The following is a 26,557-nucleotide window of genomic DNA, read 5'->3' as shown; positions in this document are numbered from 1 at the left end:
GTCGCGGAAGTCCGTCCCTCCGGACCCGACAAAACGCCACCTTTCCGGGACGCGCCACTAGGCTGGGCGGCATGCCGGACCGACTGTCAGCGCTGGACGCCTCGTTCCTGTACCTGGAGGACTCCACGACGCCGATGCACGTCGGCGGCGTCGCCGTGTTCCGCCGGCCCAAGGCCGGCTTCGACTACGACAAGCTCGTCGACCTCATCGAGCAACGCCTCAGCCTCGTGCCGCGCTACCGGCAGAAGGTCGTGCACGTCCCCGGCCGCATCGCGCGCCCGGTCTGGGTCGACGACCCGGACTTCGACGTCACCTACCACGTGCGCCGCAGCGCCCTGCCCAAGCCGGGCAACCAGACGCAGCTGCACGACCTGATCGCGCGGCTGATGTCGCGACCGCTGGACCACTCCCGCCCGCTGTGGGAGATCTACCTGGTCGAGGGCCTCGACAAGAACCAGTCCGCGGTCATCACCAAGACCCACCAGGCCATGATCGACGGCATCGGGTCGCTGGAGATCGGCCAGGTCATGCTGGACGTGTCACCGTCGCCGCGGACGAACGTCGAGAACCTCTGGATGCCGCAGCCGGAGCCCAGTTCGCTGCAGCTCGTGGCCGACGCCGTCACCGACATCGTGCAGCGTCCCGGCGAGCTCGTGGAGAACGTCCGCAGCGCCGCACTCGACACCGTCAACACGGTCGAGAAGGTCTTCAACGCGTTCGGCGTGCTCGCCTCGGCCGTCCGCACCGCCGCGACGCCCGCGCCCGGCACACCACTGAACGTCCGCATCACCTCGCCCCAGCGCCGGTTCGCCGTCGCGCGCGCCCAGCTCGACGACCTGCGCGCCATCCGCAAGACCCACGGCGGCACGGTCAACGACGTGGTGCTCGCCGCGTTGAGCGGCGCGATGAGGAACTGGCTGCTCAGCCGTGGCGAGAACGTCACCGGCAGCACCACGATCCGGGCGATGGCACCGCTGAGCGTGCGCGACGCCGACCCGGACTCCGGCAACAACGTCAGCGCGTACCTGGTGGACCTCCCGGTCGGCGAACCGAACCCGGTCGTGCGGCTGCATCACGTGAGCCACGCGATGCGCGCGCACAAGGAATCCGGCCAGTCCGTCGCCGCCGACGCACTGGTGAAGGTCTCCGGCTTCGCACCGCCCACGCTGCACGCACTGGGCGCGCGCGCCGCGTCGTCGTTCTCGCGCCGCCTGTTCAACGTGATTGTCACGAACGTTCCCGGCCCGCAGGTGCCTTTGTACGCGGCAGGGGCGAGAATGACCGAGATCTTCCCGGTCGTCCCGCTCGCCAAGAACCAGGCGCTGGCCATCGGGGTGACGTCGTACGACGGCGGTGTTTACTTCGGGCTGAACGGCGACCGCGACGCCATGTCCGATGTGGACGTTCTCGCGACCATGGTCGAGGAGTCGGTGGAGGAACTGATGGGGACGGCGAGCGCCTGATGAGGGTCTACATCCCGGCCACCGTGCCGATGCTGCGCACGTTCGTGGACAGCGGCGAACTGACCCCGATCGGAGGCACGGCCTTCGCGCTGACCCCGGCGCTGCGCGAGTCCTACGCGGCCGGTGACACCGAAGAGCTGGAGTACGCCGCGATGCTGGACGCCGCACGGGCGTCCCTGCGGCTGCTGGCGGGCGACGAGAAGGCCGAACCGCGCCGCGCGGTGATCGCCGTCGACATGGACGACGTGACGCTGCGTCCGGACCTCGACTTCTCGGTGGTGAAGGTCGCCGGCACGTTCACGCTCAAGGACGTCGCGTCCGTGCACCTCGACACGGCCGAGGCGGAGGAGGACGTGCGCGCGGCCGCGGACGTCGTGGACGCCGCGGACCTGGGCGATCCGGACGCGGAGTTCGCGCTGGGCAGCGCGGAGGACCACGAACTGGCCTGGTACGCGGCACAGGAACTCGCGTTCGTGCTCGAACTCCTCTAGCCCCCGCATCAAAGGCCCCGCACAACACCCCGTCCCGCCCCTGTTGCCGGTGGGCACGCGGGGACCCTTCGTGCGCTCGGAGAGAACGAAAGCTCCCCGCGTGCACAAAAATGGGGCTGATGGGGTACCTGTGAGTGGATGGGCACCCCTAGTCGCGACGCTGGTCGAAGACCTCGGGCAGCTGCGTGAAACCGGCTGCCCGGTAGGTCGCGACGGCGCCCACGTTCGAGCTCGGCGTGCAGACGAGTGCGCTCGACGAGCCGAGCTCCCGCAAAGCGCGAGCGGCGGCGATGGTGATCGCCTTGCCGTACCCGCGACCGCGGTGGTCCCTGTGCACTCCCATCGGTTCGAGCAGTCCGGGCCTGCCAGGACCGGCTGACCACACCGTCACCGCCGCGGCCGCGTCGTCGCCCTCGAACGCGACCAGGCACCGGGCGTCGGCGTACGGCGATCCGGTGGCCATCGCGTGCCAGCGTTCGTCGATGAACGTCGACTTCTCGAACGACGCCCGGATCACCGCGGCGTGCAGGTGCGCCCGCTCCGGCCCGATCACCTCGATCCGCACGCCGGGATCCGGCACCGGCTCCGCGAGGTCGAGGCGCAGCGGCGTCCACGGCTCGTCGGACTGCCATCCCCGTTCGAACATCAGCTCCTGAAACCGCGTGCCTCTGGGAGATTCGACGTAGACCGTCCCCGCGGGCAGCACGCCGCGCTCGGGGTCCGTGATGTCCTCGACCAGCTGCCGGGCGAGTTCCTCGTCGTGGCGGGCATCCGGCGCGATCGTGAACCGCAACAGGTTCGGGCCGTCCAGCAGTCCGACGGCGAGCGTCCGCCCGTTCCGGCGCCAGGTCCGCACGGCCGCGGCCGTCGCTTCGGCACCGAACCGGCAGAACCAGCCGACATCTCCCGGATGCAGCTGGAAAGGCGAGCCGTCGTGCTGCCACTCCCGCAGCACGCGCACGGCTTCGTCCAACCCGGTGACATCCGGAGTTCCCAGCATCACATGCCTTCCGCGGGCTCCCAGAGCTCGATCCGGTTCCCCTCCGGATCGACGCACCACCCGAACCGCCCGAACTCCGAGTCCTCGGTGTCCGGCAGCACCTCGACCCCGCGCGCCCGCAGCTTCGCCATCAACGACGGCAGGTCGTCGACGCGCAGGTTCAGCATGGTGCGCTGGTGGGGTTCGCCGATGTACTCCGTGTCCTGAGCGAACAACGCCATCGTCGTCGTGCCCGGCCGATCGGAGGTCGCGGTGTCGAGCCAGTGGAAGGTGACAGCGCCCTTTTCGCTCATCGGCACGCCGAGATTGTCGCGGTACCAGGCGGCCAGGCGCGCGGGATCTCGGGAACGCAGGAAAACCCCGCCGATGCCAGTCACCCGCGCCACCCGACGGACCCTACTACCGCGTGCCACGATGGGGGAATGGACGCCGTAACGTCTGCACCCGAACCGGTCAACGAGCCCGTGCACACATACGCTCCTGGTAGCGCCGAACGCGCGAGTCTCCAGCAACGCATCGCGGAACTCGAGGGAACCACCCACGAGTTGACGATGACCATCGGCGGTCAGCAGCGCATGGGCGGCGGCGACCGCATCGACGTGGTGCAGCCACACGATCACCGGCACGTGCTCGGGGTGACGGCGCAGGCCACCAACTCGGACGTCGCGGACGCCATGCGCGCGGCCCAGCACGCCGCGCCAGGCTGGCAGGAGCTGCCCTTCGACGAACGGGCCGCGGTGCTGCTGCGGGCGGCCGACCTGCTCGCCGGGCCGTGGCGCGACACGCTCAACGCCGCCACGATCCTCGGGCAGTCGAAGTCCGTTCAGCAGGCCGAGATCGACGCGGCGTGCGAGCTGATCGACTTTCTCCGGTTCAACGTCCACTTCGGCCGGCGGATCCTCGAAGAGCAGCCGGTCTCGTCCCAGGGCGTGTGGAACCGGATGGACCACCGGCCGCTGGACGGGTTCGTCGTGGCGATCACGCCGTTCAACTTCACCGCCATCGCCGGCAACCTGCCGCTGGCGCCCGCGTTGATGGGCAACACCGTGCTGTGGAAGCCGTCGCCGACACAGCAGCTGGCCGCGCACTTCACCATGCGGCTGCTCGAAGAGGCCGGGCTGCCGCCAGGCGTGATCAACCTCGTCACCGGCGACGGCCACGCGGTGAGCCAGGTGGCGTTGCGGGACAGGTTCTTCGCCGGTCTGCACTTCACCGGCTCCACGCGCACTTTCAAGGCGCTGTGGCAGACCATGGCGGGCAACCTCGACAACTACCGCGGTTACCCGCGTGTCGTCGGCGAGACCGGCGGCAAGGACTTCGTGCTGGCCCACGCCTCCGCCGACCCCAACGCGCTCGTCACCGGTCTCGTCCGCGGTGCTTTCGAGTACCAGGGCCAGAAGTGCAGTGCCGCCTCACGCGCGTACGTCGCGCGTTCGTTGTGGGACGGCGGGGTTCGCGAACGTCTGCTCGACGTCACGAAGTCGTTGTCCTACGGCGATGTCACGGACCTGTCGGCGTTCGGTGGCGCCGTGATCGACCATCGAGCGTTCGCCAAGCACGAGGAAGCACTGCTGATGGCGTCCGCGTCCACTTCGGTCGAAGTGCTGGCCGGCGGCTCGTGTGACGACTCGGTGGGCTACTTCGTCGACCCGACCGTGCTGCTCGGCACCGACCCGCACCACGACATCTTCACCACCGAGTACTTCGGCCCGATCCTCGCCGTGCACGTCTACGAGGACGCGGACTTCCCGAAGATCATGGAGACCATCGACACCTCCACCCCGTACGCGTTGACCGGCGCCGTCTTCGCGCGCGACCGCGTGGCCGTCGAACAGGCGCACAAAGCCCTGCGGTTCGCGGCGGGCAACTTCTACGTCAACGACAAGCCGACGGGCGCCGTGGTCGGGCAACAGCCGTTCGGCGGCTCGCGCGGTTCCGGCACCAACGACAAGGCGGGCTCGATCTACAACCTGCAGCGCTGGACCAGTCCGCGCGCCATCAAGGAAACCCTGGTACCGCCGACCGATCACAAGTACCCGCACATGGGTTAGCTATTTGCTCCAGCTGAAAACAACGGGTCGCCGGTCCGTTGAGTGGATCACAGACTGGCGTGGAAATCGCTACTTCGAAATCCTCGAACACGAGTCACCCACCAGATCGTGTTGGAGGAAAATCATGCGCAAAACCAGGCGAATCGTGATGGCGGCCATTGCCGGGTTGTTCGGGCTGAGCGCCATCGTGGCCACGACGTCGGCATCCGCCGCGCCCGCGCAGGAACAGGCTCAGGCGGTCGGATTCCTCATCCCGGCCGACATGAACAACCGATGTCTGACCGTCGCCCAGGGCAACACGGGCAACGGCGCCGGCGTGATGATGCTGGACTGCACCGGCTCGTCCGCGCAGAGGTGGAGCTGGTCCGGCGGGAACCTGAAGAGCGACGTCAGCGGGAAGTGCCTGGACGTGGCGTTCGGCAACGGTGACAACGGCGCCATGCTGAACATGTTCGACTGCAACGGCGACTGGAACGCGCAGCGCTGGTACTGGAACGGTGGTGAACTCCGCAACCGCATCAACAACAAGTGCCTGACCATTCCTGCTGCGAACTGGTGGCAGGGCGCGTCGGTGACGCTGTGGGACTGCGTCAACGGCCGTGACCAGAAGTGGCACACCTCGTAACTGATTTCCTGGTATCCGGCCGCGGAATTGTTTCCGCGGCCGGATCCCGGTCGTTCACGAGGAAGTCCGGGGTTTCCAGCCGGTGGTCTCGATGAGCTTCGTGCTCACCACCCGCTGCGACCGCGAGAACACCTCGAACGACGCGACGAACCTGCCCAGGAAGGCCGGCAGCCGCGTGATTCCCACGTCCCGCTTCAAGACCGGCGTCCCGACGTTGTAGATCCCGGGAGGCGCGTCCAGCACCGCGACGGCCGCTGCCGCCGCGTCACCGGGGTGCACGACCGACATCCAGCCGTCGCCGATGAGCACCGGCGGCGACTGCGCCTCGCCGCCGCTCAACAACCCGATGCGCAGGAACGTCCCGCCGGGATGCGCCAGGACGTTGTGCTGCGCCGTGACCGAGCTCGCGATGTGACCGACGGGCTTGAGCGGCGCGCTCTCGTCGAGCTCCCGGTCACCGCCGTCCGCGTAGACGAACGAGATGCCCTCCTGCACGATCCGCGCCACACCGGCCTTCGTCGCGGCCTCGACCAGCGCGGCACTGCCCTCGGCGCGGATGCGGTCGTTCTCCGCCCACGCGCTGGCCAGGACGGCCCTGGCGCTGAGCGGGATGCGGGTGGCGAGGTTGATGACGGCGTCGTAGCCGGTCAGCGCGGTGGCGAGCTGCCCGGCGTCGAACATCGAGGTCGTCCGCCGGTCCAGCACCCCGACCTCGTGTCCGGCCGCCCGCAGCAGCGGCACCGCTTCCCGTCCGAGCACACCCGTCGCACCGATCACGAACACGTTCATGACAGGTGGACGAGACAGCGCGTCAGGTTGTGACAAGCCTCTTGAACGCGCGCTGGGCCTTGCCCTGCGCGATCGAGGCGACCTGGTCGACGTTGCCGTTCCGCAGGTTGGCGATCACCTTGAACGACTCGGTCGCGTTGACCGCCACGAGCGTGGTGCACTCGACGACGCCGGAGCCGGTGCCACAGGACGACGCCGCCGAGTGGCCGTCGCCGACGAGCATCTCCATGGAGTTCTCCGGCCGCACGTAGGCGTCCCCGAACACGACCACGACGACCAGGTCCGTCTCGGCGCCCGTTCCCTCCCGGAACGCGCAGGACCGCGCCATGTCCGGGTACGGCTGCGGCGTGCCGGTCAACGGCGAGTCGAAGTCCGCGGCGGTCAGCATCAGGCACGGGTCCGCGATGAGCTTGCGCGGTGTGTCGATGCGCGGCGACGTCGTGGTGACCGTCGTCGTTGTAGTCGTCATCTCACTCGCGGTGCTCGGTGCGGACGTGACCGGTGCAGTGGCGCAGCCGCTGAGCACGAGCAGCAGCGGCAGCAAACGCTTCATGAGGCCCTCGGCATCCGGGCGAGCACGTCGGTGATCAGCGACTGGGTGTTGAGCAGCAACCGGGATTCTCTTCCGTCCTTCTGCCCCAACGACACCGTGAGGGAGTGCTCCGGTGCCACGGCAGCCCATGCGGTGCACACGAACTGTGCCGCGTCGCCGCCGCACGAGAACCACACGTTGTGGCCCTCGATCAGCCCTTGGTGGCCGTTGGGGTTTGCGGCTTTCTCCGCGTCGTAGGCACGCGGCAGCACGCCGACGAGCACGACGAGGTCCTCGGGGCCACCGGTGCCGAACGTGGCCGCACACGTGCCCGGGATCTGCGGGTAAGGCGCGGGCGGGACGGAGAACGGGCCGTACTTGTACTTCGTGAGGTCCTGCTCGGTGAAGAGCGCGCACGGGTCGACCGACGTGACGTTTCGCGGTGTGTCGATGCGCGGCGACGTCGTGGTGACCGTCGTCGTGGTCGTCGGCGCCGTTGGGCTGGTCGGGCTCGGCGATGTGGCTTGTGGCTGCGCGGTGCACGAGGCCAGGGCCACCACCAGCCCGAACGCCCCCAGAAGTCTGATCACGCCAGAAGTGTGACTGATGGGTGCAATCTCATTCGGCGTGGTCGTCCAGTCCGGCCTTGGAGGCCAGCAGCCGCCGCAGCGACGTCAGCCGGCCCGGCGCGTCCGGCACCAGTTCGTCCAGCATGCAGCCGGGATCCTCGGGCGCGCCCAGGTGGCCGCAGCCGGGCGGGCACTCCTCGGCAGCCTCGGCGAAGTCCGGGAACGCCTTCACGATGTCGTCCGGCGTGATGTGCGCGAGGCCGAACGAGCGGATGCCGGGCGTGTCCACGACCCAGCCGCCGCCGGGCAGGCGCAGCGCCACGGCCTGGGTCGAGGTGTGCCGGCCCTTGCCGACGCCGGACACCACGCCCACCGCGCGGTTCGCGTCCGGCACCAGTTTGTTGACCAGGGTGGACTTGCCGACGCCGGAGTGGCCGATCAGGCACGACACCGTGTCCGCCAGCCGCGCGCGCAGGACGGCGGGTTCTTCGTCGAACCGCGTGACGATCACCGGCACGTCGAGTTCGGTGTAGAGGGCCAGCAACGAGTCGGCGGACGCGAGGTCCGACTTCGTCAGGCACAGCACCGGTTCCAGGCCGCCGGCGTACGCGGCGACCAGGCACCGGTCGATGAAACCCGTGCGCGGCGGGGGATCGGCCAGCGCCACCACCATGATGAGCTGGGAGGCGTTCGCGACGACGACGCGTTCGAACGGATCGGTGTCGTCCGCGGTCCGGCGCAGCACCGAGGTCCGTTCCCCGACGCGCACGATGCGGGCCAGCGTGTCCGGCTGGCCCGACGTGTCACCGACGATGCCGACCTGGTCGCCCACCACCACGGGCGTGCGGCCCAGTTCGCGCGCACGCATCGCGGTGACGACGACACCGGACTCCAACGCGCACGTCCAGCGGCCGCGGTCCACGCCGATCACCATCGCGCTCTCGGCGTCGGCGTGTTCGGGCCGTCTCTTGCTGCGCGGCCGCGTCCCCTTGCCGGGGCGCACGCGCACGTCGGACTCGTCGAGCTTGCGCCAGTCCTGCTTGCTCACTTCTACGCGCCCCCGGTGAGCATGGCGTTCCACATCCCGGGGAAGTCGGGAATCGTCTTCGTCGTCGAACCGATGTCGTCGACCGAGACACCCGGCACCACCAGCCCGATGATCGCGCCCGCCGTCGCCATCCGGTGGTCGGCGTAGGCCTTCCACACGCCACCGCGCAACGGCGCCGGCTCGATGATCAGCCCGTCCTCGGTCTCGGAAGCGTTGCCGCCCAAGCCGTTGATCTCGTTCACCAGGGCCGCGATCCGGTCGGTCTCGTGGCCGCGGATGTGCGCGACACCGCGGATGACGGTCCGGCCCTCGGCCAGCGCCGCCAGCGCCGCCACCGTCGGCGTCAGCTCGCTCTCGTCGCGCAGGTCGATGTCCAAACCGGACAGTCGGGCCGGCCCGCGCACGGTCAGGCCGCGCTCGGTCACCTCGACCGTGCACCCCATGCGCTCCAGGATGCCGCGCACCGAGTCGCCGGGCTGGGTGGTCGAAGCGGGCCAGTGCGGAATCGTCACCTCGCCACCGGTCACCGCGGCCGCCGCCAGGAACACCGTCGCGTTCGACAGGTCCGGCTCCACGTGCCAGGTGCGGGCGGCGATCGGGCCGGGTTCGACGTGCCACAGGTTCGCCTCGGTCTCCACCCGCACGCCCACCGAACGCAGCGTCTGGACCGTCATGTCGATGTGCGGCAACGAAGGCACGGGCTTGCCGTCGTGCCGCACCGTCACGCCCTTCTCGTACCGGGCGGCGGACAGCAGCAGTCCGGAGACGAACTGCGACGAGCCCGAGGCGTCGATCGTCACCTCACCGCCGGCCAGCGATCCCGTGCCGCGCAACGTGAACGGCAGCGAGTCGCCCTCCACGTCCGCGCCCAGCGAACGCAACGCGTCCAGCACGGTCGCCATCGGCCGCGTGCGGGCGTGCGGGTCGCCGTCGAACCTGATCTCGCCGTCGGCCAGCGCGGCGGCGGGCGGCAGGAACCGCATGACCGTGCCCGCGAGACCGCAGTCGATGTCGGCCGGCCCGCGCAACGCACCGGGGGTCACGTCCCAGCCGCCGTCCTCCCGATCGGCGACGCCGACACCGAGAGACGACAGCGCGGCGGCCATCAGCACCGTGTCGCGGCTGCGCAACGGTGCGTGCACCGTGGAGGGTCCGTCGGCCAGCGCCGCGAGGACCAGAACGCGGTTCGTGATCGACTTCGAGCCGGGCACCGGCACCGTCGAGTGGACTGGACCGGGTGCGCTGGGGGCTGACCAGTGCTGAGTCATGGATGAATGATCCCGCATCGTCGGTGGCGTGGCTCGCACAGGTGTTCCCGACGTGCGACGATGACGACTTCGGAGGTGATCGGTTTTGTGCGGTAGGTACGCCTCCACCAAGGACCCGGCGCTGCTGGCGGCCGAGTTCGACGCGGTGGACGGAACCGGCGACGAGGCGCCAGGGGCGGACTACAACATCGCTCCCACCAAGCACGTCATGGCGGTGGTCGAGCGCAAACCAGAGGACGAAGAGCTGGAACGCAGCATCCGCGTCATGCGCTGGGGTCTCGTTCCGCACTGGGCCAAGGACCTCTCCGGCGCGGCCAAGATGATCAACGCCCGCGCCGAGAGCGTGCTGACCAAGCCGGCCTACAAGCAGTCCGCGATCAAGCGTCGCTGCATCCTGCCGGCCGAGGGCTGGTACGAATGGCAGCCTGCCGAGGGGCGCAAACAGCCGTACTTCATCACCCGCGGCGATGGCGCTTCCCTGGCCATGGCGGGCATCTGGTCCGTGTGGTGGAAGGACGACGTTCCGACCGTCACGTGCGCGGTGCTCACCACGGACGCCATCGGCGTGATGACCGAGGTGCACCACCGCATGCCGTTGCTGCTGCCTCAGGACCGCTGGTCGGCGTGGCTCGACCCGACGTCCCTCGACCCCAGCGAGCTGCTGACTCCTGATCCCTCGATCGTCGAGGCGCTCGAACTGCGCCCGGTGTCGACGGCGGTGAACAGTGTGAAGAACAACAACGCCTCGTTGATGGACCGCGTCTCGTTGACCGACGACGAGAAGCCCGCACCCATGTTGTTCGAGCAGTCGTGACGACGCTGTTGGTGGACACGCCGCACGGCCCCGCGCGGGCCTCACTGCACTGTGCCCACGAACCGCGGGCGGCACTGCTGCTGGGCCACGGCGCCGGTGGGGGCGTCGAGGCCCCCGATCTGGTCGCCGCGTGCCACGCCGCCAACTCCGTCGGCGTGCACGTGGCCCTGATCGAACAGCCCTACCGCGTCGCGGGCCGTCGTGCCCCCGCACCGGCCAACCAGCTCGACACCGCCTGGCTGTCCGTCGTCGACGACCTGGGCGAGCGCTGGTTCGACGGCCTGCCCCTGGTGTTCGGCGGCCGGTCGTCCGGCGCTCGGGTGGCCTGCCGCACGAGCGTCGAAGGCCAGGCCGTCGCGGTGCTGTGCCTGGCGTTCCCCGTGCACCCGCCGGGCAAGCCGGAGAAGTCCCGGATGGCGGAGCTGGACGGCGTCGAGGTCGCGACGCTGGTCGTGCAGGGCGAGAACGACCCGTTCGGCCAGCCGGGCCAGTCCAAGCACCGCGAGGTCGTGCTGCTCAAGGGAGATCACTCGCTGAAGGCGTCGGTGGCGGACGTCGGCAGGTTCGTCGGCGAATGGCTGGACCGGGTGCTGCGTCCGCTCGACTAGCGTCGCGTTCATGAGCGACTTCGACGAGCAGGGCCGTCCGGAACCGCCGCTGGACGGCGACGAGCTCGCCACCTTGACCGGGTTCCTGGAGTTCCAGCGCGCGACCCTCGCGTGGAAGACCGATGGCCTCACCGCCGAGCAGCTCAACCAGACCACCGCGAAGTCGTCGATGACGCTCGGCGGTCTGCTCAAGCACCTCGCGTACGTCGAGCAGCAGTGGTTCCACACCGTCCTGCACGACCGCAAGCCGTTGGAGCCGTGGGGAAGCGTCGACTGGAAGGCCGACAACGACTGGGATTGGCACTCGGCCGCCCAGGACACACCTGAGCAGCTGAGGGCCCTCTGGCAGGACGACGTCGAACGCGCCCGCAAGGCCGTCGAGGAAGCCCTCGAAACCGGCGACCTCGGTCAGCTCAGCAAGCGCGCCCCGTGGCCGGACGGCAAAAAGGTGAGCCTGCGCTGGATCCTGACCCACATGGTCGAGGAGTACTCGCGGCACAACGGCCACGCCGATCTGATCCGCGAGGCGATCGACGGCCAGGTCGGTGAATAGGTTTGAAACGTTTTACAACCGATCACGGATCGACGGCGTTCCCTGCGTGTCAGGGCAACACCAGATCGAGACGTACTCGGAGAACACGTGAACATGCTCGGCAAGACCGCTGCTGTGGCACTGGCAGGTGCCGCCCTCGTGGGCGTGACGGGAGCCTCCGCGGCCCAGGCCGAAACCTCGTGGTGCACCGGCAGTGACCTGGTGATCAGCGCCCACCGAATGAACAAGCCGTCCGCGAACAAGACGGCGCACTGGATGAGGATCGCCCCCGCCGAGGGTGTCTCCTGCAAGATCGGCGGCAGCCTCAGCAACGTGCGCTTCCTCGACGCGTCGGGCCGGGACATGAACATCCCGCTGGCAGGCGGCCAGACCGGGCACTACGTCGAGGTGCCGGTCGGCGGGATCCACGAGGCCGCCGTCTACGTGGGTTCGGAGATCCAGGGGCCGACCGTGACGCCGGCATACATGATGTTCAACCTGCCCGGCCAGGGCAGCCTGGGTGATCTGAAGCTCGTCGCGTGGCCGTCCAGCATCGGCACGATCGTGCGGGTGGGAGACGTGATGGAACCGGTCAGCTAAGCGCTGATCGGCGCGACCACCGCGTTGGTGAGTCGCACCAGTTCGGCCGGCGCGATCTCCACTTCGAGGCCGCGCCGGCCGGCACTGCAGAACACCGTCTCGAACTCCGACACCGACGAGTCGATGACGACCGGCAGCCGCTTCTTCTGCCCCAGCGGTGAGATGCCACCGGCGACGTAGCCCGTCGCACGTTCGGCATCGGCGACCACCGCCATCTTGGCCTTCTTGCCCTTCAACGCAGCCGCCAGACCCTTCAGATCCAGCTGCGAAGTCACCGGGACCACTCCGACGGCGAGCTTGCCGTCGACTTCGGCCACGAGCGTCTTGAACACGCGTCCCGGCACCAGCCCGAGCGCCTCGGCCGCCTCCAGCCCGTAGGACTCGTGGCGGGGGTCGTGCTCGTACGAGTGCAAGGTGTGCGCCACCCGCTGCTTGTCCAGCAACGCTGTGGCGGGCGTCCCACGTCCGGCCATGCGGAATTACTACCAGCATGTCCGTTGTTACTGAGGACGTGGTGACGAACATGCTCGAGCGGCCCCGCGTAGAGTCAGACCCGACCCAGAACCTGTGGGAAGGGAGCGCGGTGCCCGCCACCGGCACGACGGAGACGACGGCGGAGCGAGCCGCGCGTTTCGAGCGCGACGCGATGCCGATGCTCGACCAGCTCTACTCGGCGGCCCTGCGCATGACGCGCAACCCGGCCGATGCCGAGGATCTGGTCCAGGAGACGTTCCTCAAGGCCTATTCGGCGTTCGCGTCCTTTTCGGAGGGCACGAACCTCAAGGCCTGGCTGTATCGGATCCTGACGAACACGTACATCAACGGCTACCGCAAGAAGCAGCGCCAGCCGATTCAGCAGCCGACCGACGAGATCACGGACTGGCAGCTGGCGCAGGCGGAGAGCCACACCTCGTCCGGGCTGCGCAGCGCCGAGGTCGAGGCACTCGACAACCTGCCCGACAGCGACGTCAAGGAAGCATTGCAGCGGTTGCCGGAGGAGTTCCGGATCGCGGTCTACCTCGCCGATGTCGAAGGCTTCGCGTACAAGGAGATCGCAGACATCATGGGCACCCCGATCGGCACGGTGATGTCCCGGTTGCACCGGGGCCGTCGCCAGCTCCGCGACATGCTGGCGGACGTCGCCCGCGAGCGCGGTTTCCTCCGAGGAAACAACGGAGACGCGTCATGAACTGCGGCGAACCCCACGACACCGACTGCTCAGAGGTGCTGTCCGAGGTCTGGCTGTTCCTGGACCAGGAGTGTGACCAGACTCGCCGTGCGGCACTGCAGACGCACCTCGACGAGTGCCATCCGTGCCTGGAGCAGTTCGGGCTGGAGGAGCACCTCAAGGCGTTGCTCGCGCGCAAGTGCGGGGGCGACTACGCCCCGGCCGACCTGAAGGCGCGCATCCGAGCCACGATCGTGGAGATTCGCACCGAGGACTGAGTCCTCGCGCAAGACAAAAGGCCCTGGTCACGTGTTCGTGACCAGGGCCTTTCGCAGTACTCAGGCGTTGGGGCGCTTGCCTCGGTTGGCGCCGCCCTTTTTGCGGTCGCGGCGCTTGCGAGCACGCTTCGACATGGGTGTCTCCTAGGATCAGAACTGCTTCGCCCACCATTTTCGCATGGAGGAGTTCTGAGCACGCTCACAGACCTGCTGGCCGAGCACACGAAGCTCTCCGGCGCCGCCGTCGACCACCTCCAACTGGTCGTCGCGGAGTGGCAACTCCTCTCCGACCTCTCGTTCGCGGACTTCAACATGTGGGTCCCGCTGGACGACGGCAAGTTCCTCTGCGTCGCGCAGGCCCGTCCCACCACGGCGCCGACGGCTCACCCGGAGGACGTGGTCGGCAGCGAGGTCGACACCGAGGAACACCCGCAGCTGCGCCGGGCCATCGACGAGTCGCGGATCTGCCGCGAGGAGGACCCGCGCTGGCACCTGGGCGTGCCGGTGCGGCGCGAAACCATCCCGGTGCGGCTGGGCACCCAGGTCATCGCGGTGCTGAGCCGCAGCACGAACCTGGCCGTGCCGCGGGTGCCGTCGCCGTTGGAGATCTCGTACCTCGGCAGCGCCGCCGACCTGTGCCAGATGATCGCGGACGGCACGTTCCCCGCCCCCGAACCATCGCCGGACGTGCACACCAGCCCCCGCGTCGGCGACGGCCTGATCAGGCTCGATCCGTCCGGTGCCGTGGTGTTCGCGTCGCCGAACGCACTGTCGGCGTACCACCGCATGGGCCATGCCTCGGACCTCGTGGGCGTGCACCTCGCACCGCTCACCCGCAGCCTCATCGGTGACCCGTTCGACGCCACCGAGGTCGCCCAGCGGATCAGGCAGGCGCTGGACGGCCAGCCGTCGATGCGCATGGAGGCCGAGTCACGCCGCGGCGCCGCGGTGCTGTTCCGTTCGTTGCCCCTCCGGCCACGTGGACAGGCCGCGGGCGCCATCGTGCTGTGCCGCGACGTCACCGAGGTGCGCCGGCGTGACCGCGCGTTGATGTCCAAGGACGCCACGATCCGCGAGATCCACCATCGGGTGAAGAACAACCTGCAGACCGTCGCGGCCCTGCTGAGGCTGCAAAGCCGCAGGTTGAGCAACCCGGAGGCGAAGGAGGCGCTGGCCGAGTCGGTCCGCCGTGTGACTTCCATCGCACTCGTGCACGAGACGTTGTCGATGTCCGTCGACGAGCGGGTCGATCTGGACGACGTGGTCGACAAGGTGATCCCGATGATGAGCGACGTGGCGGTCACCGAGACCCAGGTGAGCGTGCGTCGCGAGGGTGGTTTCGGGATCGTCCCCGCCGAGATCGCCACCCCGCTGGTGATGGTGCTGACCGAGCTCGTGCAGAACGCCTTCGAGCACGCCTACGCCCCTGGCCAGCGTGGAGAGGTCGTCGTGCACTCGGAGCGGTCCGCCAAATGGCTCGACGTGACGATCACCGACGACGGGAAGGGGCTTCCGCCCGGTTTCTCCCTGGAGCGCACGGATCGTCTCGGTCTGCAGATCGTTCGGACCCTCGTCGATTCCGAACTGAGGGGCTCGTTGAGCTTGCGGCGCAGGCCTCGAGGCGGTACAGAGGCGGTCCTGCGCGTACCGCTCAGAGGGCGGCGCTAAACTAACGCCGTGCACACGTGACGATCAGCCTCAGCGGTCTCACGTGGTCATGCGGGAGGGTGTGCAAACAAAAGAAGAAGCCCGACACCTGGCACGGTGTCGGGCTTCTTCTTTATGCGTTTTTCGCGGCTAACTGCCTGGTCAGGCGTTGCTGCGGGCCCGCGTGCGGGCGTTGCGGCGCTTGAGTGCGCGGCGCTCGTCTTCGCTCATCCCGCCCCAGACGCCGGCGTCCTGGCCGCTCTCGAGCGCCCACGCGAGGCAGTCGGAGACGACGGGACAACGACGGCAGACGGTCTTCGCCTCGGCGATCTGAAGCAGCGCGGGACCACTGTTCCCAACGGGGAAGAACAGCTCGGGGTCCTCGTCGCGGCAGATCGCGCGGTGGCGCCAGTCCATTGGAACTACTCCTCAGCAGTAGGCGCGCACAAGGGCACGCCGGTTGTCAGCGGTCGTTTTGGGGTGCTTGTGAATGCTTTCACGAACGGCTGGGATGTCAAGGGGTTAGCACTGACCCGGTGAGTGAACTCACCCAAAAGATCGACAGCGTTCACCTGGGGTTTCACGCTCTGCTGTCACTCGACTGCAGTACATCCCGGGTGAGTACCGAGACGGTCACGAACCGATCACGGACTGTCAAGTTGCTTATACGGCAACAGTCAACGCGTCGGGGACTGCCCGGAACTCCACCGCAGTCGTCATGCCGAGGAAATCTCCGTCGACCTGGAGGTTGGCGGGCTCCTCGCACTTCACTCTGACATAACCCACGTCGTCGCGCCGAACGAGATTCCCGCCCTTTGGATTACCGGTGGCGAGCACTTGGGCGACATAGCGCCCGACCGTGGGCACCCGCAGGGTCTTCAGGGCGCTCAGGCCGAGGCCGCCGTCGAACGACGTGCTGGGGTTGAGCTGGATGGCCTTGTCACCGAAGTACGTCCACGGGTCGGTGTTCGACACGAACACCATGCCGACGTCGTTGAACGGCGCCTCACCCGGAACTTCGACGGTGAAGTGCTGCGGCTTGCGCACGTTCTGCGCGTAGGCCTTGAGCGCGACGCTCAGATAGAGAGCAGGACTCGCGTTGCGGCCCCTGGCGCGCTTCTTCTCCACGCCGGCGACGACGTCGGCGTCCAGGCCCATACCCGCGTTGAACGTGAACCACCGGCCCTTGCCGCCCTCGACGACGTCCGAGAAGACCTGACCGAGCCCGATCCGGCGCCTGGTGCCGTGCTCGATGGCCTGCAGCAGGACGTGCGTGGCCTCGACCGGGTCGCGCGGGATGCCGAGCGCGCCCGCGAAGACGTTCGCCGAACCGCCGGGCACGACGCCGAGCATCGGCTTGTCGGGACGGGGGCCGCCGCGCAGGATGCCGTTCACGACCTCGTTCACCGTGCCGTCGCCGCCGTGGGCGATGACCAGGTCGAACCCGTCCGCGGCGGCGTTGCTCGCCGCGTCCGCCGCATGGCCGCGGTAGGAGGTCTGGATGATCTCCAGCTGCACGTCGCTGGCCAGCGCGTGCGCCAACACGTCACGGCCCGCCGGCGTTGTTGTAGTCGCCTGCGGGTTCACCACGAGAAGAGCGCGCACTACTTGAGGGTAAGACAGTGCGTGACCGTCAGCGGCGCGCATGTCCTCCCTCAGGGTGGCTCCAGCCTCACGAAAGTGGCGCAAATCTCCCTTCCGTCAGCAGTGCGTTCACCTCGCAGCCGAGTGCACCCCGGACGACCGCCGGCTCGCTGAAGGCCCCTTGATCTTCCCGCGCCCGGCGTGCTGAGTGAGCCCTCCAACCGGGTGGCCTACGATCCGTGACCAGGTACAGAACGTGAGGAAAGGTCCCGTGAACAGTGACAACCCGGTGACCCCCGCGCCACCGCGCTCGGTACGCGTCGCCGCCGTGCTCACCTTCCTGCAGGGCCTGGGCGGCATCGCGCTGGCCGGCGCGCTCGCCATCCGGGTGATCGGCGGAGCGACCCCCGCGGGCCCGATCCTCGGCGCCGCCGGTGTGCTCGTGATCTGGTTCGGCGGCGCGATCCTCGCGTCGGTCCTGTTGTTCCGTGGTCAGCACGGTGCGCGCACGCCCGTGATCGTCACGCAGCTGCTGTTGCTCGGCTGCGCCTGGTACGCGTACGGGCCGTCGGAGCAGCAACTGCTCGGCTCGTTGGGCGGCATCTACTGCGTCGTCGTCCTCGTCTTCCTGTTCACCCGCGATGGGCGTCAGTGGGCGTTGGGCCTGACCGACGTGAACGAAAGTGACAAAGCCGACTAACGGAGGGTGGTCACGGTCACACGACCGGGTGAAGCTGTGCGTGGTTGCTTAACCACTCCCTGCACTCACGAGGTGACCAACCATGCGTGTTCTGACCGCGATCGCGGGCGCCCTCCTGGCGGCGCTCACCCTCGCACCCGCGACGGCTTCGGCAGCGCCCGAGGACCCGAACATGTCGCCGATGATCATCGACGGCAGCTATGCGTCGAACTTCCCGTACGCGGCCCGTCTGTTCGTGAACGGCCGTGAGAACTGCTCGGCCACGAAGATCGCCCCTCGGTGGATCCTGACCGCCGAGCACTGCGTGGCGTCCTCCGGCACGTACACGTTCCGCGCGGGCAGCCTGGACCAGACCTCCGGCGGCCAGTTGGTGACCGGTACCCGGATCATCAAGCACCCGTCGGCAGACCTGGCGCTCGTCCAGGTCGGCACGTCGATGTCGGCGCCGTTCTCGCCGCTCGCCGGCAGCACCGACGGCGTGACCACGGGCCAGACCGTGCAGCTCTACGGCTGGGGCGCCACCTGCACCAACCAGCCGGAGATCAACTGCCAGTCGCGTTACCTGAAGGTCGCGAACACCCGCGTCACGAACCCCAACGGTTCCGACTACCGCGGTGGTCGTGCGATCTCCGTCCAGCGCATCGACGGCATCGCCGCCGGTGGTGACTCGGGCGGCCCGATGTTCGGGAACGGTCGTCAGGTCGGCGTCGCGTCCACCTCGGACCGCGCGACGCGCTCCAACTACACCCGCATCGCCACCTACCGCTCCTGGATCACCACCAACGCGGGCGTCTGACACACGGCTCGACCAGCGGTAACCCTGCGATGGCCCTCGGCTCCGGCCGGGGGCCATCACCCTGCGTGTTCACTAATGGTGGATGGACACGAACGGAGTAGCCGGTTACCGTGCCTCCAGCGTTCGCGCCGCTCGGGAGCAGGGTGAGGTGCGCAGTGCAGGACGGCCCGCAGCGGGTGACCACCAACGGCGATTCCGAACGCCCAAATGTGGCTCGCCTGTTCGACTACTACCTCGGCGGAGCACACAACTTCGCGGTCGACCGCGTGGTCGCCGAGGAGACCATCAAACGCTTTCCGGTCGCCGAAATGGCCCGCACGATCAGGTCCTTCTCCCGTCGCGTGGTGCGCCTGTGCGTGGAGGAGCTGGGCATTCGGCAGTTCCTCGACCTCGGTAGCGGCATTCCGACCGCGGGCAACGTGCACGAGGTGGCGCAGTCCATCGACCCGTCGTGCAAGGTCGTCTACGTCGACCGCGACCCGGTGACCGTCGCGCACGCCCGCACGATGCTGCGGGACAACCTCAACGCCGCCATCGTGCAGTCCGACATGTGCGATGTCGGCGCCGTGTTGCGGGACCCGGAAACGCGCCGTCTGATCGACTTCACCAAACCGACCGCCGTGCTGATGGTCGGCATCCTCCCGTACATCGTCGACGAGCCCGAGGGTGTCGTCGCGCGCTATCGCGCCGCGTTGTGCGAAGGCAGCGTTCTCGCGTTGACGCACCTCACGAGAGACGTCGAGCCAGGTCTGGTGGACCAGTTGCTCGACCTCTCGAACGAGATGGGCTCCGCGCTCGTGCCGCGGACCAAACAGGACGTCGAGGACTTCGTGGGCGGGCTGAAGCTCCTGGAGCCCGGACTGGTGCTCGCCGCCCACTGGAGAGCGGACGGCGAGCTGCCGGGTACCTCGGCCCTTGCCGACGCATCGACCTATGGCGCGGTAGGCGTCATCTAAGCACCTGGCCGAAAGTGGTATCCGAAACCTCTGGCCTCGTTGGGTGCCCACAGTGTCCTGCAAGTACCACCAACTCTTGATCGAATCGCCGTCAACTACACCCGATCTCGTCGCCGCCTGTCGAGCCGCTGCGGTGTTCTCAGCGGGAAGTGACCCCTGTTGGGTGTAGAAACACGCCTGTTGATGTTGAGTTGGTGGTACTTGCAGACGCCATGAGAGCCCAGGGCAGAGCGCCAGACGAGTAACGGACACAACTTCCGGCAGCCTGCTTAGTTGGTTTTCGCGCGAAGTGCTTGACCGGTCGTCGTCGTACTGTCCGTGACGGACGTTCCGCTGCTCTTGCGCCACTGCAGGTCGTTCGCGCCAGTGCTGCGTTCCACCTTCACGCCGTTGAGCGAGATGTTCTGCACGCTGTCGGTGGTGAACGCCGGCCGTCCGTCGTTCTTCTCGAACTCGATCGTGCTGTCGAGGAACTTCACGTCGGTCGCGTTGCGGATCCAGAACCCGAACGCCGGCCGCACGCCGAAGATGCGCGGCGGGTACTCGCCGGAGACCTCCGGCGGACTCTTCGAGGCGTCCGATTCCTTGTGGTTGCCCGGAACCGTGAGCTTCACGTGATCGAAGGTGAGGCCCGTGATCTTCGAGTCGGACCGGCCGGAGATGGTCGACGCGTACTCCGGGTCGCCGGGGATGTCGCGCGGCGCGGTCAGGTTCGTGCCGGTGATGTTCCGGTAGGTGATGTTGCGAATCTTGCCGGTGGACGGGTTGTTCGGGCAGCGGCCGCGCTTGCCGATGTGGATGAAGATCGGCGAGGCGGTCCTGGTGAGCTGGATGTTGTCGTAGACGACGTCCTCGATCACCGCGCCGTCCATCGACACCATGCCCAGGCCCGCCTTGGAGGCACCGGTGACCTTGAGGTTGCGGAACTGGATGTTCCGGAAGCTGCCGCAGGTCTCCGAGCCGAACTGGATGGCGTTGTTCTCCGTCGACTGAATCGTGGAGTCGCGGACGACGTTGTTCTCGCTCAGGAACGTCCTGCCGGTGGCGTAGTCGCTCTTGAACGCCACCGCGTCGTCGCTCGCGACGACCGTGGAGTTCGACAGCTCGATGTTGGCGCTGTTGATGAAGTTGATGCCGTCGCGGTCGTCGGGGCTGTCGACGGTGATGCGGTCGAGCTTCATCCCGTTGCAGCCGTTGGTGATGATGGCGAAGTGGCCGGCCTCCCGGAACGTCACGTCGCTGATGTTGACGTTCTTGCAGAACTTGAGCGACAGCATCTTGTCGCCCTTGCCGGCCGGGATGTTCTCACCGGTCTCCAGCTTGTTGGCGCCGTCGATGACGCCCTTGCCGGTGAAGCTGACGTTCTCGACGTTCTCGCCCCACAGCAGCGCGTTGCGGAAGTGGCTGTGCCCGAAGTCCTGGTACTTGGAGTTCGGGTTGGACTCCGGCGCGTCGATGCCGCTGCCGGACGCGACGATCCGCGCGCCCTGCTGGATGTTGATGGTGACGTTGCTCTTCAAGTGGATCGAGCGGGACAGGTACGTGCCCGGCGGGATTTCGACGATGCCGTTCCCCGCCGCGCTCGCCGCGGCGACGGCCTTGTCGATGGCGACCGAGTCGATCGCCTTGCCATCGCCCTTCGCGCCGTAGTCCTTGACGTTGAAGCTGGCCGCCTTCGCCACGCCCACCGGTGCCACGACCACCGCTAGCGCGACGAACGCGCCGGTCAGTCGACGCCTCATCGTTGAGAGGTCCTTCCTCGTCCTGCGTCGAGGGCGGCGGCAGCCCGGCGTCTGAAACGCACTGAAAACGATTTCATTCTCGACCCTAGTGAAGGCCGGGCCTGAAGTACAGGGGTGACTTCGTGGCCCGGCCTGGTCGTGCTCAGGGGGTTCAGCCCCGGTATGCGCCCTGCGGCTGGCCCGCCAGCGCGGCCGAGCCCTGGTACTGCGCGCTGCCGAAGCCGAGCAGCGGGTACCCGATGAAGCCGAGGATGAAGAGCATGAAGAAGCCGAACGCCCCGCCCTTGCCGAACGCCTTCGCGAAGTCGATCGACACGATGATCGCCATGATGAAGTTGACGAACGGGATCAGCATCAGGACGAGCCACCAGCCCGGGCGGCCGGCGACCTTCAGCCAGACGTAGATGTTGTAGAACGGGATGAGGGCCGCCCAACCGGGCTGGCCGGCCTTCGAGAACGCGGCCCACATACCGGCGATCACCAGCACGGCGAAGATGATGCTGGGAATGAAGGAACCGAAGCTGAGGCCGGTGTCCATGGTGTCAGTGGGCATGATCGGTCAAGTCCTTCCAGACTCTCGGGAATGCCGGGGATCGGCGAGCGGGGACGCTGCCAGCACCGTGGACCGGTCCTGTGTGGAATTCCCGTTTCGTGAGCCTTTCGAGACCTTCCGTCAACTTTCAGAGTGAAGAGGCCAGCGTTTGCAGCGCCTCGTCGGCCACTCGCATCACCGTCCACTCGTCCATTGGGACGGCACCGAGTTTCTTGTAGAAACCGATGCTCGGCTCGTTCCAGTTGAGGACCCACCACTGGAACCTCGTGTAGCCCTTGGCGACGCACTCCTGGGCAAGAGTTTCCAGGAGTTTCCTGCCGATTCCACTGCCGCGTTGCTCCGGCGTGACGTAGAGGTCCTCGAGGTAGATGCCGTGCACGCCGTCCCACGTCGAGAAGTTGAGGAACCACAACGCGATCCCGACGACCTCACCGTCCACTTCGGCCACATGGCCGAACAGCGCGGGACTGTCGTTGAACAGCGCGGTGTGCAGTTGCTCCGCGGTGAGATGGCACTGTTCCGGCGCCTTCTCGTACAGCGCGAGTTCGTGCACCAGCTTGACGACCGCGTCGACATCGCGCGGTTCCACCCGTCGGATCATCAGATCTCCCATGCAGGAACGTTGAGCCTGCGCACCTGCGGGTCGCCCCGCTCCTCGCCCAGCTGGCAGATGCCAGCCGGATCCAGTCCGAAGTGGACACCCTGGTCCGGCGCCAGGCCCAGCCACGCCGCGATCAGCACGCGGCTGAAGTGCCCGTGCCCCACCAGCACCACGTCGCCGCCGGGCAGGATCTTGCGCACCTCGGCGAGCACCGCGCGCGCCCGCTCCTGCACCTCCGCGTGCGTCTCGCCGCCGGGCATCGGGTGCGTCCACACCGTCCACCCCGGCACGCGCTCGCGAATCTGCGGCGTGGTGATGCCCTCGTAGTCGCCGTAGTCCCACTCGGCGAGCTCCTCGGTCGTGCCCGTGATCTCCAGCCCGGCGAGTGCCGCCGTTCTGGTGGCGCGCTGCCGCGGGCTCGTCAACACGAGCGCCGGCGCCTGGTCCGTCCCCCTCAGCCGGGCGAGCGTGGCGCCCGCCCGGCGTGCCTGCTGTTCGCCCTCGGGCGTCAGCTCGATGTCAGTGCGTCCCGTGTGCCTGCCGCTCTCGGACCATTCGGTCTGGCCGTGACGCAGCAGGTAGAGGTGGGTGCTCACCTGTTCGATCCTAGGCAGTGACGGGGACCACGTTTGGGGGAGTCCACGTTGGAGGTACCCCGCTCGCCATGACCGCCGAGCACCCCGACCACGGCGTCCCCGACGAGGTCGACCCCCAGGAGATCCGCGAGGCCTTCGGGGTTCGCGTCGCGCGCATCCGGGCGGAGCTGACCTCGACGTGGAACAAACTGAGCCAGAACGAGCGCGACGCCGACCCGAGAGCCGAGTGACCTACGGCCGTTCGAACGGCTGCTCCGAGGTCCGGTAGCGCTCGCCCGCGGTGCCGGGCCTGATCAGCACCACGAAGTCCAGCTGCTCGCCCAACGCGTCCGCGTCGATCATGTGCACGGTCACGCTCCACCGCCCCGGCGGCAACGGCACCGCGAAACCTTCGTCGTCCTCGGCGCCTCCGGTGATGTGCTCGATTCCGCTCACCCGTATGTCGGTCTCGCTCACCAGCAGGTACGGCTCGGAGCTGACGACGACGTGCCGCTGTTCGGCCTCGGTGAGCGCCGCTCCGTCGCCCCACCGCACGACGAACTCCCAGGCGCCGTCCATGCCGGTGCTGAGCGGAACCATCGAGCCGATCTCGATGTGGCGCATGATGCCCGCGTTCTCGAGCAGTTCCTCGTCCCAGCTGTCGTAGTCGACGACGTGGCTGAACGGCTTGCGGTGCCACAGCACCTGCATGCCCGCGTCGGTCGCCACGAGACCTTGTGCCTGTTCCATGCGTGTGTTCCCCAGTTGTTGGGCTGAATGGCGCAATACTCTCGTCTGCTTGTCGTTTCATTTGGCAGATTCCGTGCGCAATAGCGTGCCGTGTGCTGTGTGGCGTCGATAGAACGGAGTGGATCCATCCTTTTGAGGGGGACCCACTCATGCGCCGCACAGTTGCGCTTGTACTACCTGTTCTTCTCGCCGCAGTCCTACCAGCCGTGCCCGCCTCGGCCGCGCCGGAGCCGCCGTCGGTTCCTGGCTGGGCCGTCGCCGGGAACGTGATCCGATGGACCGCTCCCACACCGATGCCGTTGCTGGACGCGGGCGTCGAGTTCTGGGAGGGCGACAAGTTCCTGGGCCGGGCCCAGGAGTCCACGAACCTGCGCACCTTCACGTTGCAGGCCGCCCTGAAAGACCCCGCCGCGCTGCAGGTGCGTTCGGCGGGCAGGCGGCTGGACGTCACCGAGCCTTCGGTGGCCTCGCTGACCGCTCCTTCGCTGCCCACGTTGCAGCCGTCGGCGGAGGTCGATCCCGGCAAGCCGGGCCCGTACGCCACCGCGTCCGGTGAGTACAAGCTCGACTCGATCAAGCTTCCCGGGTACCCGACGGCGATCGAGATGGAAGCCGTCGTCGTCGCGCCAAAGGGGGCGCCTGGCAAACGGCCGCTGGCGCTGTTCCTGCACGGCAGGCACTTCACCTGCTACAACAAGGCGAACCCCAACCAGATCACCATCGACTGGCCGTGCCCCGACGGTCTGACCGCGGTGGCGAGCCACCGCGGTTACCTGAAGGCGCAGGAGTTGCTGGCGTCGCAGGGCTACGTGACGGTGTCGATCTCGGCCAACGGCATCAACGCCCAGGACAACCAGACCGACGACCTGGGCGCGCAGGGCCGTTCTTCGTTGGTGCGTCACCACTTGGCCTTGTGGGCCGACTGGTCCGCCGGCCGCGGTTCGGTGCCGCCGATCGTCAAGTCCGCACCCGCCGACCTGTCGAAGGTGTTGCTGGTAGGCCACTCCCGCGGCGGCGAGGGCGTCAACCGCGCCGCGACCGACAGCCTGACCCCGCCGCCCGGCGACACCGGCTTCACCGGCCCGGTGCGCTGGAACATCCGCGGCAACGTGCTGATCGGTCCCACGATCTTCGGCCACAACCCCGCGCCGGACGTTCCTTCGGTGACGTTCCTGCCCGGTTGCGACGGCGACGTGTCCGACCTGCAGGGCCAGATGTTCGTGGACCAGACCCGCGGCCTGAGCCGTGGCGACGCGTTGCACAGCGCCCTGTACATGGTCGGCGCCAACCACAACTACTTCAACAGCGAGTGGACCCCCGGCCAGGCCGAGGCGCCGGCGTTCGACGACTTCTGGCCCGGCCAGACCCCGGACCCGCTGTGCACGCCCGGCGCTCCGACGCGACTGACCGCCGACCAGCAGCAAGCCGCCGGCGCGACCTATGTGGCGGCGTCCGCCGGCCTGTTCCTGTCCCGCAACTCCTCGCTGCTGCCGCTGCTCGACGGCACAGGCGTCCGTGCCCCGTCCGCCGACCCGGCCCGCGTTCTCTCGCACGCGATCGGCGCCGCCCGCAAGCCCTTCGTCGTGCCAGACGCTTCGACGGTTGCGTCCGGTAGCGCTCGCGTGTGCCAGCAGACCTCGCGTGACACGACGGTGGCGTGCGGCGGGTCTCGTTCACCGCACTTCGTCGGCTTCCGCTTCGCCTCCTCGCAGCCCGAACGCCTGTCGGTCGCCCTTCAGTGGTCGGCCGCGGGACAGGCGGCTGTGGTTCAGCCTTCTGCGCCCGTGTCGTTGCACGGTTCGCGGGACCTGGCCCTGCGTGTCGCCGTCCCGCCGAACACGCCTGCTTCCAAGTTCGGCGTTTCGGTGACCGACCAAAGTGGACAGAAGCGTTCGCTGGGATCGGTCTCCGTGGCAGGGTTGCCCGGCACCGACCGCACGAGTTCCCTGTGGGCACAGGAGGTTCGCCTTCCGCTGCCCTCCGGCGTTGGCCAGGTTTCGTCGCTGGAACTGGTCCCCGAATCCGCTTCCGGCCAGGCGTGGCTGATCGACGCCTACGGCTGGAACAAGGGCCTGGTCCCGGTGATCCCGGCCCGACTCGGCCGCGTCGACGCCACGACGGTGGCGGTGGACGAGGGCGACTCTGGCACCCAGACGCACAACGTCGTCGTGACGGCGTCCGGCAACGGCACCCGCGTGATCCGGCTCTTCTACAACGCGCCGGACAACCAGCCGGTGACCAAGCTCGTGACGCTGAAGCCGGGCGAGCACCGCGCCGAGGTGCCGCTCTCGTTCACCGGCAACACCAAGTGGAGCGCCGACACCCGTTACCCCGTGACGGTGCAGGCGATCTCCAACGCCGTCGTGGGCTCCGCGTTCGGCGGCCTGCTGGTGCGCAACGACGACCCGGCACCCGTCATCTCGATCGCTCCGGTGGCCGACAGCGTGGTGGAGGGCGGTGTGTTGAAGTGGAAGCTGACCCTGTCCGAGGCCGCCGACGCGAGTGTCCTCTTCGCGGTGCCGCCGATCGCGCCGGCTTCGGGAACGGAACTGTCCACAACGGACGTCGACCCCGAGTGGTTCTTCGAGAACTCGGGCGAGGACGTGTTGCCGTCGCGGCCGTTGTCCTCGACGGGGATGTACCTGTGGGTGGTCATCCCGCCCGGTCAGACCTCGGTCGAGGTTCCGGTGCCGACTCTGGCCGACACCGTGGCCGAGGGGGAGGAGCAGGTGCGGTTCCGGTTCGAGGGACAGCAGCCGAGCGGGGTGGAGTTCGAGGTGACCGGCAAGGTGACTGACGCCGCGTAGTCCTTGCACG

Annotated in this window: 32 protein-coding genes; 16 read left to right on the top strand and 16 right to left on the bottom strand. The window is 68.1% G+C overall.

Annotated elements, in window-relative coordinates:
• Positions 1 to 71 precede the first annotated feature (71 nt).
• Entirely contained in the window at positions 72 to 1,463 is a 1,392-nt protein-coding gene (locus B0F77_RS01020; RefSeq protein WP_086660819.1) for a WS/DGAT/MGAT family O-acyltransferase, read from the top strand.
• Positions 1,463 to 1,954, top strand: a complete 492-nt coding sequence (locus B0F77_RS01015; RefSeq protein ID WP_086660818.1) for a DUF6912 family protein — start codon at positions 1,463 to 1,465, stop codon at positions 1,952 to 1,954. Before B0F77_RS01020 ends, B0F77_RS01015 begins: the two co-directional genes overlap by 1 nt.
• 148 nt (positions 1,955 to 2,102) lie before the next feature.
• Here B0F77_RS01015 and B0F77_RS01010 read toward each other — a convergent pair whose 3' ends face one another.
• Together B0F77_RS01010 and B0F77_RS01005 are read right to left on the bottom strand one after the other, a co-directional pair.
• Positions 2,103 to 2,954, bottom strand: a complete 852-nt coding sequence (locus B0F77_RS01010) for a GNAT family N-acetyltransferase (protein ID WP_086660984.1) — start codon at positions 2,952 to 2,954, stop codon at positions 2,103 to 2,105.
• Positions 2,954 to 3,340, bottom strand: coding sequence for a VOC family protein (locus tag B0F77_RS01005; RefSeq protein ID WP_169730867.1), 387 nt, complete (start codon positions 3,338 to 3,340; stop codon positions 2,954 to 2,956). Before B0F77_RS01005 ends, B0F77_RS01010 begins: the two co-directional genes overlap by 1 nt.
• Positions 3,341 to 3,376: 36 nt before the next feature.
• Here B0F77_RS01005 and pruA point away from each other — a divergent pair, with 36 nt between their 5' ends.
• Positions 3,377 to 5,005, top strand: coding sequence for an L-glutamate gamma-semialdehyde dehydrogenase (pruA, locus tag B0F77_RS01000; protein WP_086660817.1), 1,629 nt, complete (start codon positions 3,377 to 3,379; stop codon positions 5,003 to 5,005).
• Between the two features lie 124 nt (positions 5,006 to 5,129).
• A complete protein-coding gene (locus tag B0F77_RS00995) occupies positions 5,130 to 5,630 on the top strand; it encodes an RICIN domain-containing protein (protein ID WP_086660816.1) in 501 nt (166 codons plus the stop codon).
• A gap of 54 nt (positions 5,631 to 5,684) precedes the next feature.
• On the opposite strand, the gene B0F77_RS00990 is transcribed toward B0F77_RS00995, so the two are convergent.
• From B0F77_RS00990 to aroA, 5 genes are read right to left on the bottom strand one after another with little or no spacing between them, the layout of a single operon-like run.
• On the bottom strand, positions 5,685 to 6,419 hold the full coding sequence (locus tag B0F77_RS00990; RefSeq protein WP_086660815.1) for an NAD-dependent epimerase/dehydratase family protein: 735 nt from the start codon (positions 6,417 to 6,419) through the stop codon (positions 5,685 to 5,687).
• Positions 6,420 to 6,441: 22 nt separating this feature from the next.
• Positions 6,442 to 6,972: a hypothetical protein gene (locus tag B0F77_RS00985; RefSeq protein WP_086660814.1), complete on the bottom strand. Its 531-nt coding sequence runs from the start codon at positions 6,970 to 6,972 to the stop codon at positions 6,442 to 6,444.
• Positions 6,969 to 7,541, bottom strand: coding sequence for a hypothetical protein (locus B0F77_RS00980; protein WP_086660813.1), 573 nt, complete (start codon positions 7,539 to 7,541; stop codon positions 6,969 to 6,971). The genes B0F77_RS00985 and B0F77_RS00980 overlap by 4 nt, the downstream gene beginning before the upstream one ends.
• 28 nt (positions 7,542 to 7,569) lie before the next feature.
• Positions 7,570 to 8,568, bottom strand: a complete 999-nt coding sequence (rsgA, locus tag B0F77_RS00975) for a ribosome small subunit-dependent GTPase A (protein ID WP_086660812.1) — start codon at positions 8,566 to 8,568, stop codon at positions 7,570 to 7,572.
• Positions 8,569 to 8,570: 2 nt separating this feature from the next.
• Entirely contained in the window at positions 8,571 to 9,836 is a 1,266-nt protein-coding gene (aroA, locus tag B0F77_RS00970) for a 3-phosphoshikimate 1-carboxyvinyltransferase (RefSeq protein WP_086660811.1), read from the bottom strand.
• An 85-nt stretch (positions 9,837 to 9,921) separates the two neighbouring features.
• On the opposite strand from aroA, the gene B0F77_RS00965 reads away from it, so the two are divergent.
• The 4 genes from B0F77_RS00965 to B0F77_RS00950 all read left to right on the top strand — a co-directional run bounded on the left by B0F77_RS00965 (position 9,922) and on the right by B0F77_RS00950 (position 12,390).
• A complete protein-coding gene (locus B0F77_RS00965; RefSeq protein WP_086660810.1) occupies positions 9,922 to 10,650 on the top strand; it encodes an SOS response-associated peptidase in 729 nt (242 codons plus the stop codon).
• Positions 10,647 to 11,258 (top strand): alpha/beta hydrolase family protein, encoded by a 612-nt coding sequence (locus B0F77_RS00960; RefSeq protein WP_086660809.1) that lies wholly within the window; start codon positions 10,647 to 10,649, stop codon positions 11,256 to 11,258. The genes B0F77_RS00965 and B0F77_RS00960 overlap by 4 nt, the downstream gene beginning before the upstream one ends.
• Positions 11,259 to 11,268: 10 nt before the next feature.
• Positions 11,269 to 11,811: a DinB family protein gene (locus B0F77_RS00955; RefSeq protein ID WP_086660808.1), complete on the top strand. Its 543-nt coding sequence runs from the start codon at positions 11,269 to 11,271 to the stop codon at positions 11,809 to 11,811.
• 87 nt (positions 11,812 to 11,898) lie between these two features.
• The gene (locus B0F77_RS00950; RefSeq protein ID WP_086660807.1) at positions 11,899 to 12,390 is read left to right on the top strand and encodes a hypothetical protein; all 492 of its coding nucleotides are present in this window, start codon (positions 11,899 to 11,901) and stop codon (positions 12,388 to 12,390) included.
• Here the strand turns inward: B0F77_RS00950 and ybaK are convergent.
• Positions 12,387 to 12,863 carry a Cys-tRNA(Pro) deacylase gene (gene ybaK / locus B0F77_RS00945; RefSeq protein ID WP_086660806.1) on the bottom strand — a complete coding sequence of 159 codons (477 nt, stop codon included), beginning with the start codon at positions 12,861 to 12,863 and terminating at the stop codon, positions 12,387 to 12,389. The genes B0F77_RS00950 and ybaK overlap by 4 nt on opposite strands.
• Before the next feature lie 50 nt (positions 12,864 to 12,913).
• On the opposite strand from ybaK, the gene B0F77_RS00940 reads away from it, so the two are divergent.
• Positions 12,914 to 13,579: a sigma-70 family RNA polymerase sigma factor gene (locus B0F77_RS00940; protein ID WP_245847769.1), complete on the top strand. Its 666-nt coding sequence runs from the start codon at positions 12,914 to 12,916 to the stop codon at positions 13,577 to 13,579.
• Positions 13,576 to 13,836: a mycothiol system anti-sigma-R factor gene (gene rsrA / locus B0F77_RS00935; RefSeq protein ID WP_086660805.1), complete on the top strand. Its 261-nt coding sequence runs from the start codon at positions 13,576 to 13,578 to the stop codon at positions 13,834 to 13,836. The genes B0F77_RS00940 and rsrA overlap by 4 nt, the downstream gene beginning before the upstream one ends.
• A gap of 60 nt (positions 13,837 to 13,896) precedes the next feature.
• On the opposite strand, the gene B0F77_RS50805 is transcribed toward rsrA, so the two are convergent.
• On the bottom strand, positions 13,897 to 13,971 hold the full coding sequence (locus B0F77_RS50805; protein WP_369809028.1) for a 50S ribosomal protein bL37: 75 nt from the start codon (positions 13,969 to 13,971) through the stop codon (positions 13,897 to 13,899).
• Positions 13,972 to 14,025: 54 nt separating this feature from the next.
• Here B0F77_RS50805 and B0F77_RS00930 point away from each other — a divergent pair, with 54 nt between their 5' ends.
• A complete protein-coding gene (locus tag B0F77_RS00930) occupies positions 14,026 to 15,504 on the top strand; it encodes a sensor histidine kinase (RefSeq protein ID WP_086660804.1) in 1,479 nt (492 codons plus the stop codon).
• Positions 15,505 to 15,645: 141 nt separating this feature from the next.
• Here B0F77_RS00930 and B0F77_RS00925 read toward each other — a convergent pair whose 3' ends face one another.
• Entirely contained in the window at positions 15,646 to 15,900 is a 255-nt protein-coding gene (locus B0F77_RS00925; RefSeq protein WP_015104912.1) for a WhiB family transcriptional regulator, read from the bottom strand.
• Between the two features lie 246 nt (positions 15,901 to 16,146).
• Positions 16,147 to 17,088, bottom strand: coding sequence for a diacylglycerol/lipid kinase family protein (locus B0F77_RS00920; RefSeq protein WP_086660803.1), 942 nt, complete (start codon positions 17,086 to 17,088; stop codon positions 16,147 to 16,149).
• A 250-nt stretch (positions 17,089 to 17,338) separates the two neighbouring features.
• On the opposite strand from B0F77_RS00920, the gene B0F77_RS00915 reads away from it, so the two are divergent.
• From B0F77_RS00915 to B0F77_RS00905, 3 genes are all read left to right on the top strand, one after another.
• On the top strand, positions 17,339 to 17,767 hold the full coding sequence (locus tag B0F77_RS00915) for a hypothetical protein (protein ID WP_086660802.1): 429 nt from the start codon (positions 17,339 to 17,341) through the stop codon (positions 17,765 to 17,767).
• A gap of 82 nt (positions 17,768 to 17,849) precedes the next feature.
• On the top strand, positions 17,850 to 18,563 hold the full coding sequence (locus tag B0F77_RS00910; RefSeq protein ID WP_086660801.1) for a S1 family peptidase: 714 nt from the start codon (positions 17,850 to 17,852) through the stop codon (positions 18,561 to 18,563).
• 143 nt (positions 18,564 to 18,706) lie between these two features.
• Positions 18,707 to 19,519, top strand: coding sequence for an SAM-dependent methyltransferase (locus B0F77_RS00905; protein ID WP_086660800.1), 813 nt, complete (start codon positions 18,707 to 18,709; stop codon positions 19,517 to 19,519).
• Positions 19,520 to 19,788: 269 nt separating this feature from the next.
• Here the strand turns inward: B0F77_RS00905 and B0F77_RS00900 are convergent, their stop codons facing one another.
• The 4 genes from B0F77_RS00900 to B0F77_RS00885 all read right to left on the bottom strand — a co-directional run bounded on the left by B0F77_RS00900 (position 19,789) and on the right by B0F77_RS00885 (position 23,011).
• Positions 19,789 to 21,261, bottom strand: coding sequence for a glycoside hydrolase family 28 protein (locus B0F77_RS00900; RefSeq protein WP_086660799.1), 1,473 nt, complete (start codon positions 21,259 to 21,261; stop codon positions 19,789 to 19,791).
• Between the two features lie 151 nt (positions 21,262 to 21,412).
• Positions 21,413 to 21,814, bottom strand: coding sequence for a DUF5684 domain-containing protein (locus B0F77_RS00895; RefSeq protein WP_211293614.1), 402 nt, complete (start codon positions 21,812 to 21,814; stop codon positions 21,413 to 21,415).
• A 127-nt stretch (positions 21,815 to 21,941) separates the two neighbouring features.
• Positions 21,942 to 22,415, bottom strand: coding sequence for a GNAT family N-acetyltransferase (locus tag B0F77_RS00890; RefSeq protein ID WP_245847750.1), 474 nt, complete (start codon positions 22,413 to 22,415; stop codon positions 21,942 to 21,944).
• A complete protein-coding gene (locus B0F77_RS00885; protein WP_086660796.1) occupies positions 22,415 to 23,011 on the bottom strand; it encodes a histidine phosphatase family protein in 597 nt (198 codons plus the stop codon). Before B0F77_RS00885 ends, B0F77_RS00890 begins: the two co-directional genes overlap by 1 nt.
• A gap of 68 nt (positions 23,012 to 23,079) precedes the next feature.
• Here B0F77_RS00885 and B0F77_RS47620 point away from each other — a divergent pair, with 68 nt between their 5' ends.
• Positions 23,080 to 23,241: a hypothetical protein gene (locus B0F77_RS47620; protein ID WP_158102554.1), complete on the top strand. Its 162-nt coding sequence runs from the start codon at positions 23,080 to 23,082 to the stop codon at positions 23,239 to 23,241.
• 1 nt (position 23,242) lies between these two features.
• Here B0F77_RS47620 and B0F77_RS00880 read toward each other — a convergent pair whose 3' ends face one another.
• Positions 23,243 to 23,740: a hypothetical protein gene (locus B0F77_RS00880; RefSeq protein WP_086660795.1), complete on the bottom strand. Its 498-nt coding sequence runs from the start codon at positions 23,738 to 23,740 to the stop codon at positions 23,243 to 23,245.
• A 149-nt stretch (positions 23,741 to 23,889) separates the two neighbouring features.
• Between B0F77_RS00880 and B0F77_RS00875 the strand changes: the two genes are divergently transcribed.
• Entirely contained in the window at positions 23,890 to 26,547 is a 2,658-nt protein-coding gene (locus B0F77_RS00875) for an alpha/beta hydrolase family protein (RefSeq protein WP_086660794.1), read from the top strand.
• Positions 26,548 to 26,557 lie beyond the last annotated feature (10 nt).

Source organism: Lentzea kentuckyensis, assembly GCF_002150765.1.
Lineage (GTDB): Bacteria > Actinomycetota > Actinomycetes > Mycobacteriales > Pseudonocardiaceae > Lentzea > Lentzea kentuckyensis.
Note: the sequence above shows the minus strand (reverse complement) of the source record. Positions and strands in the feature narration are given on the sequence as shown.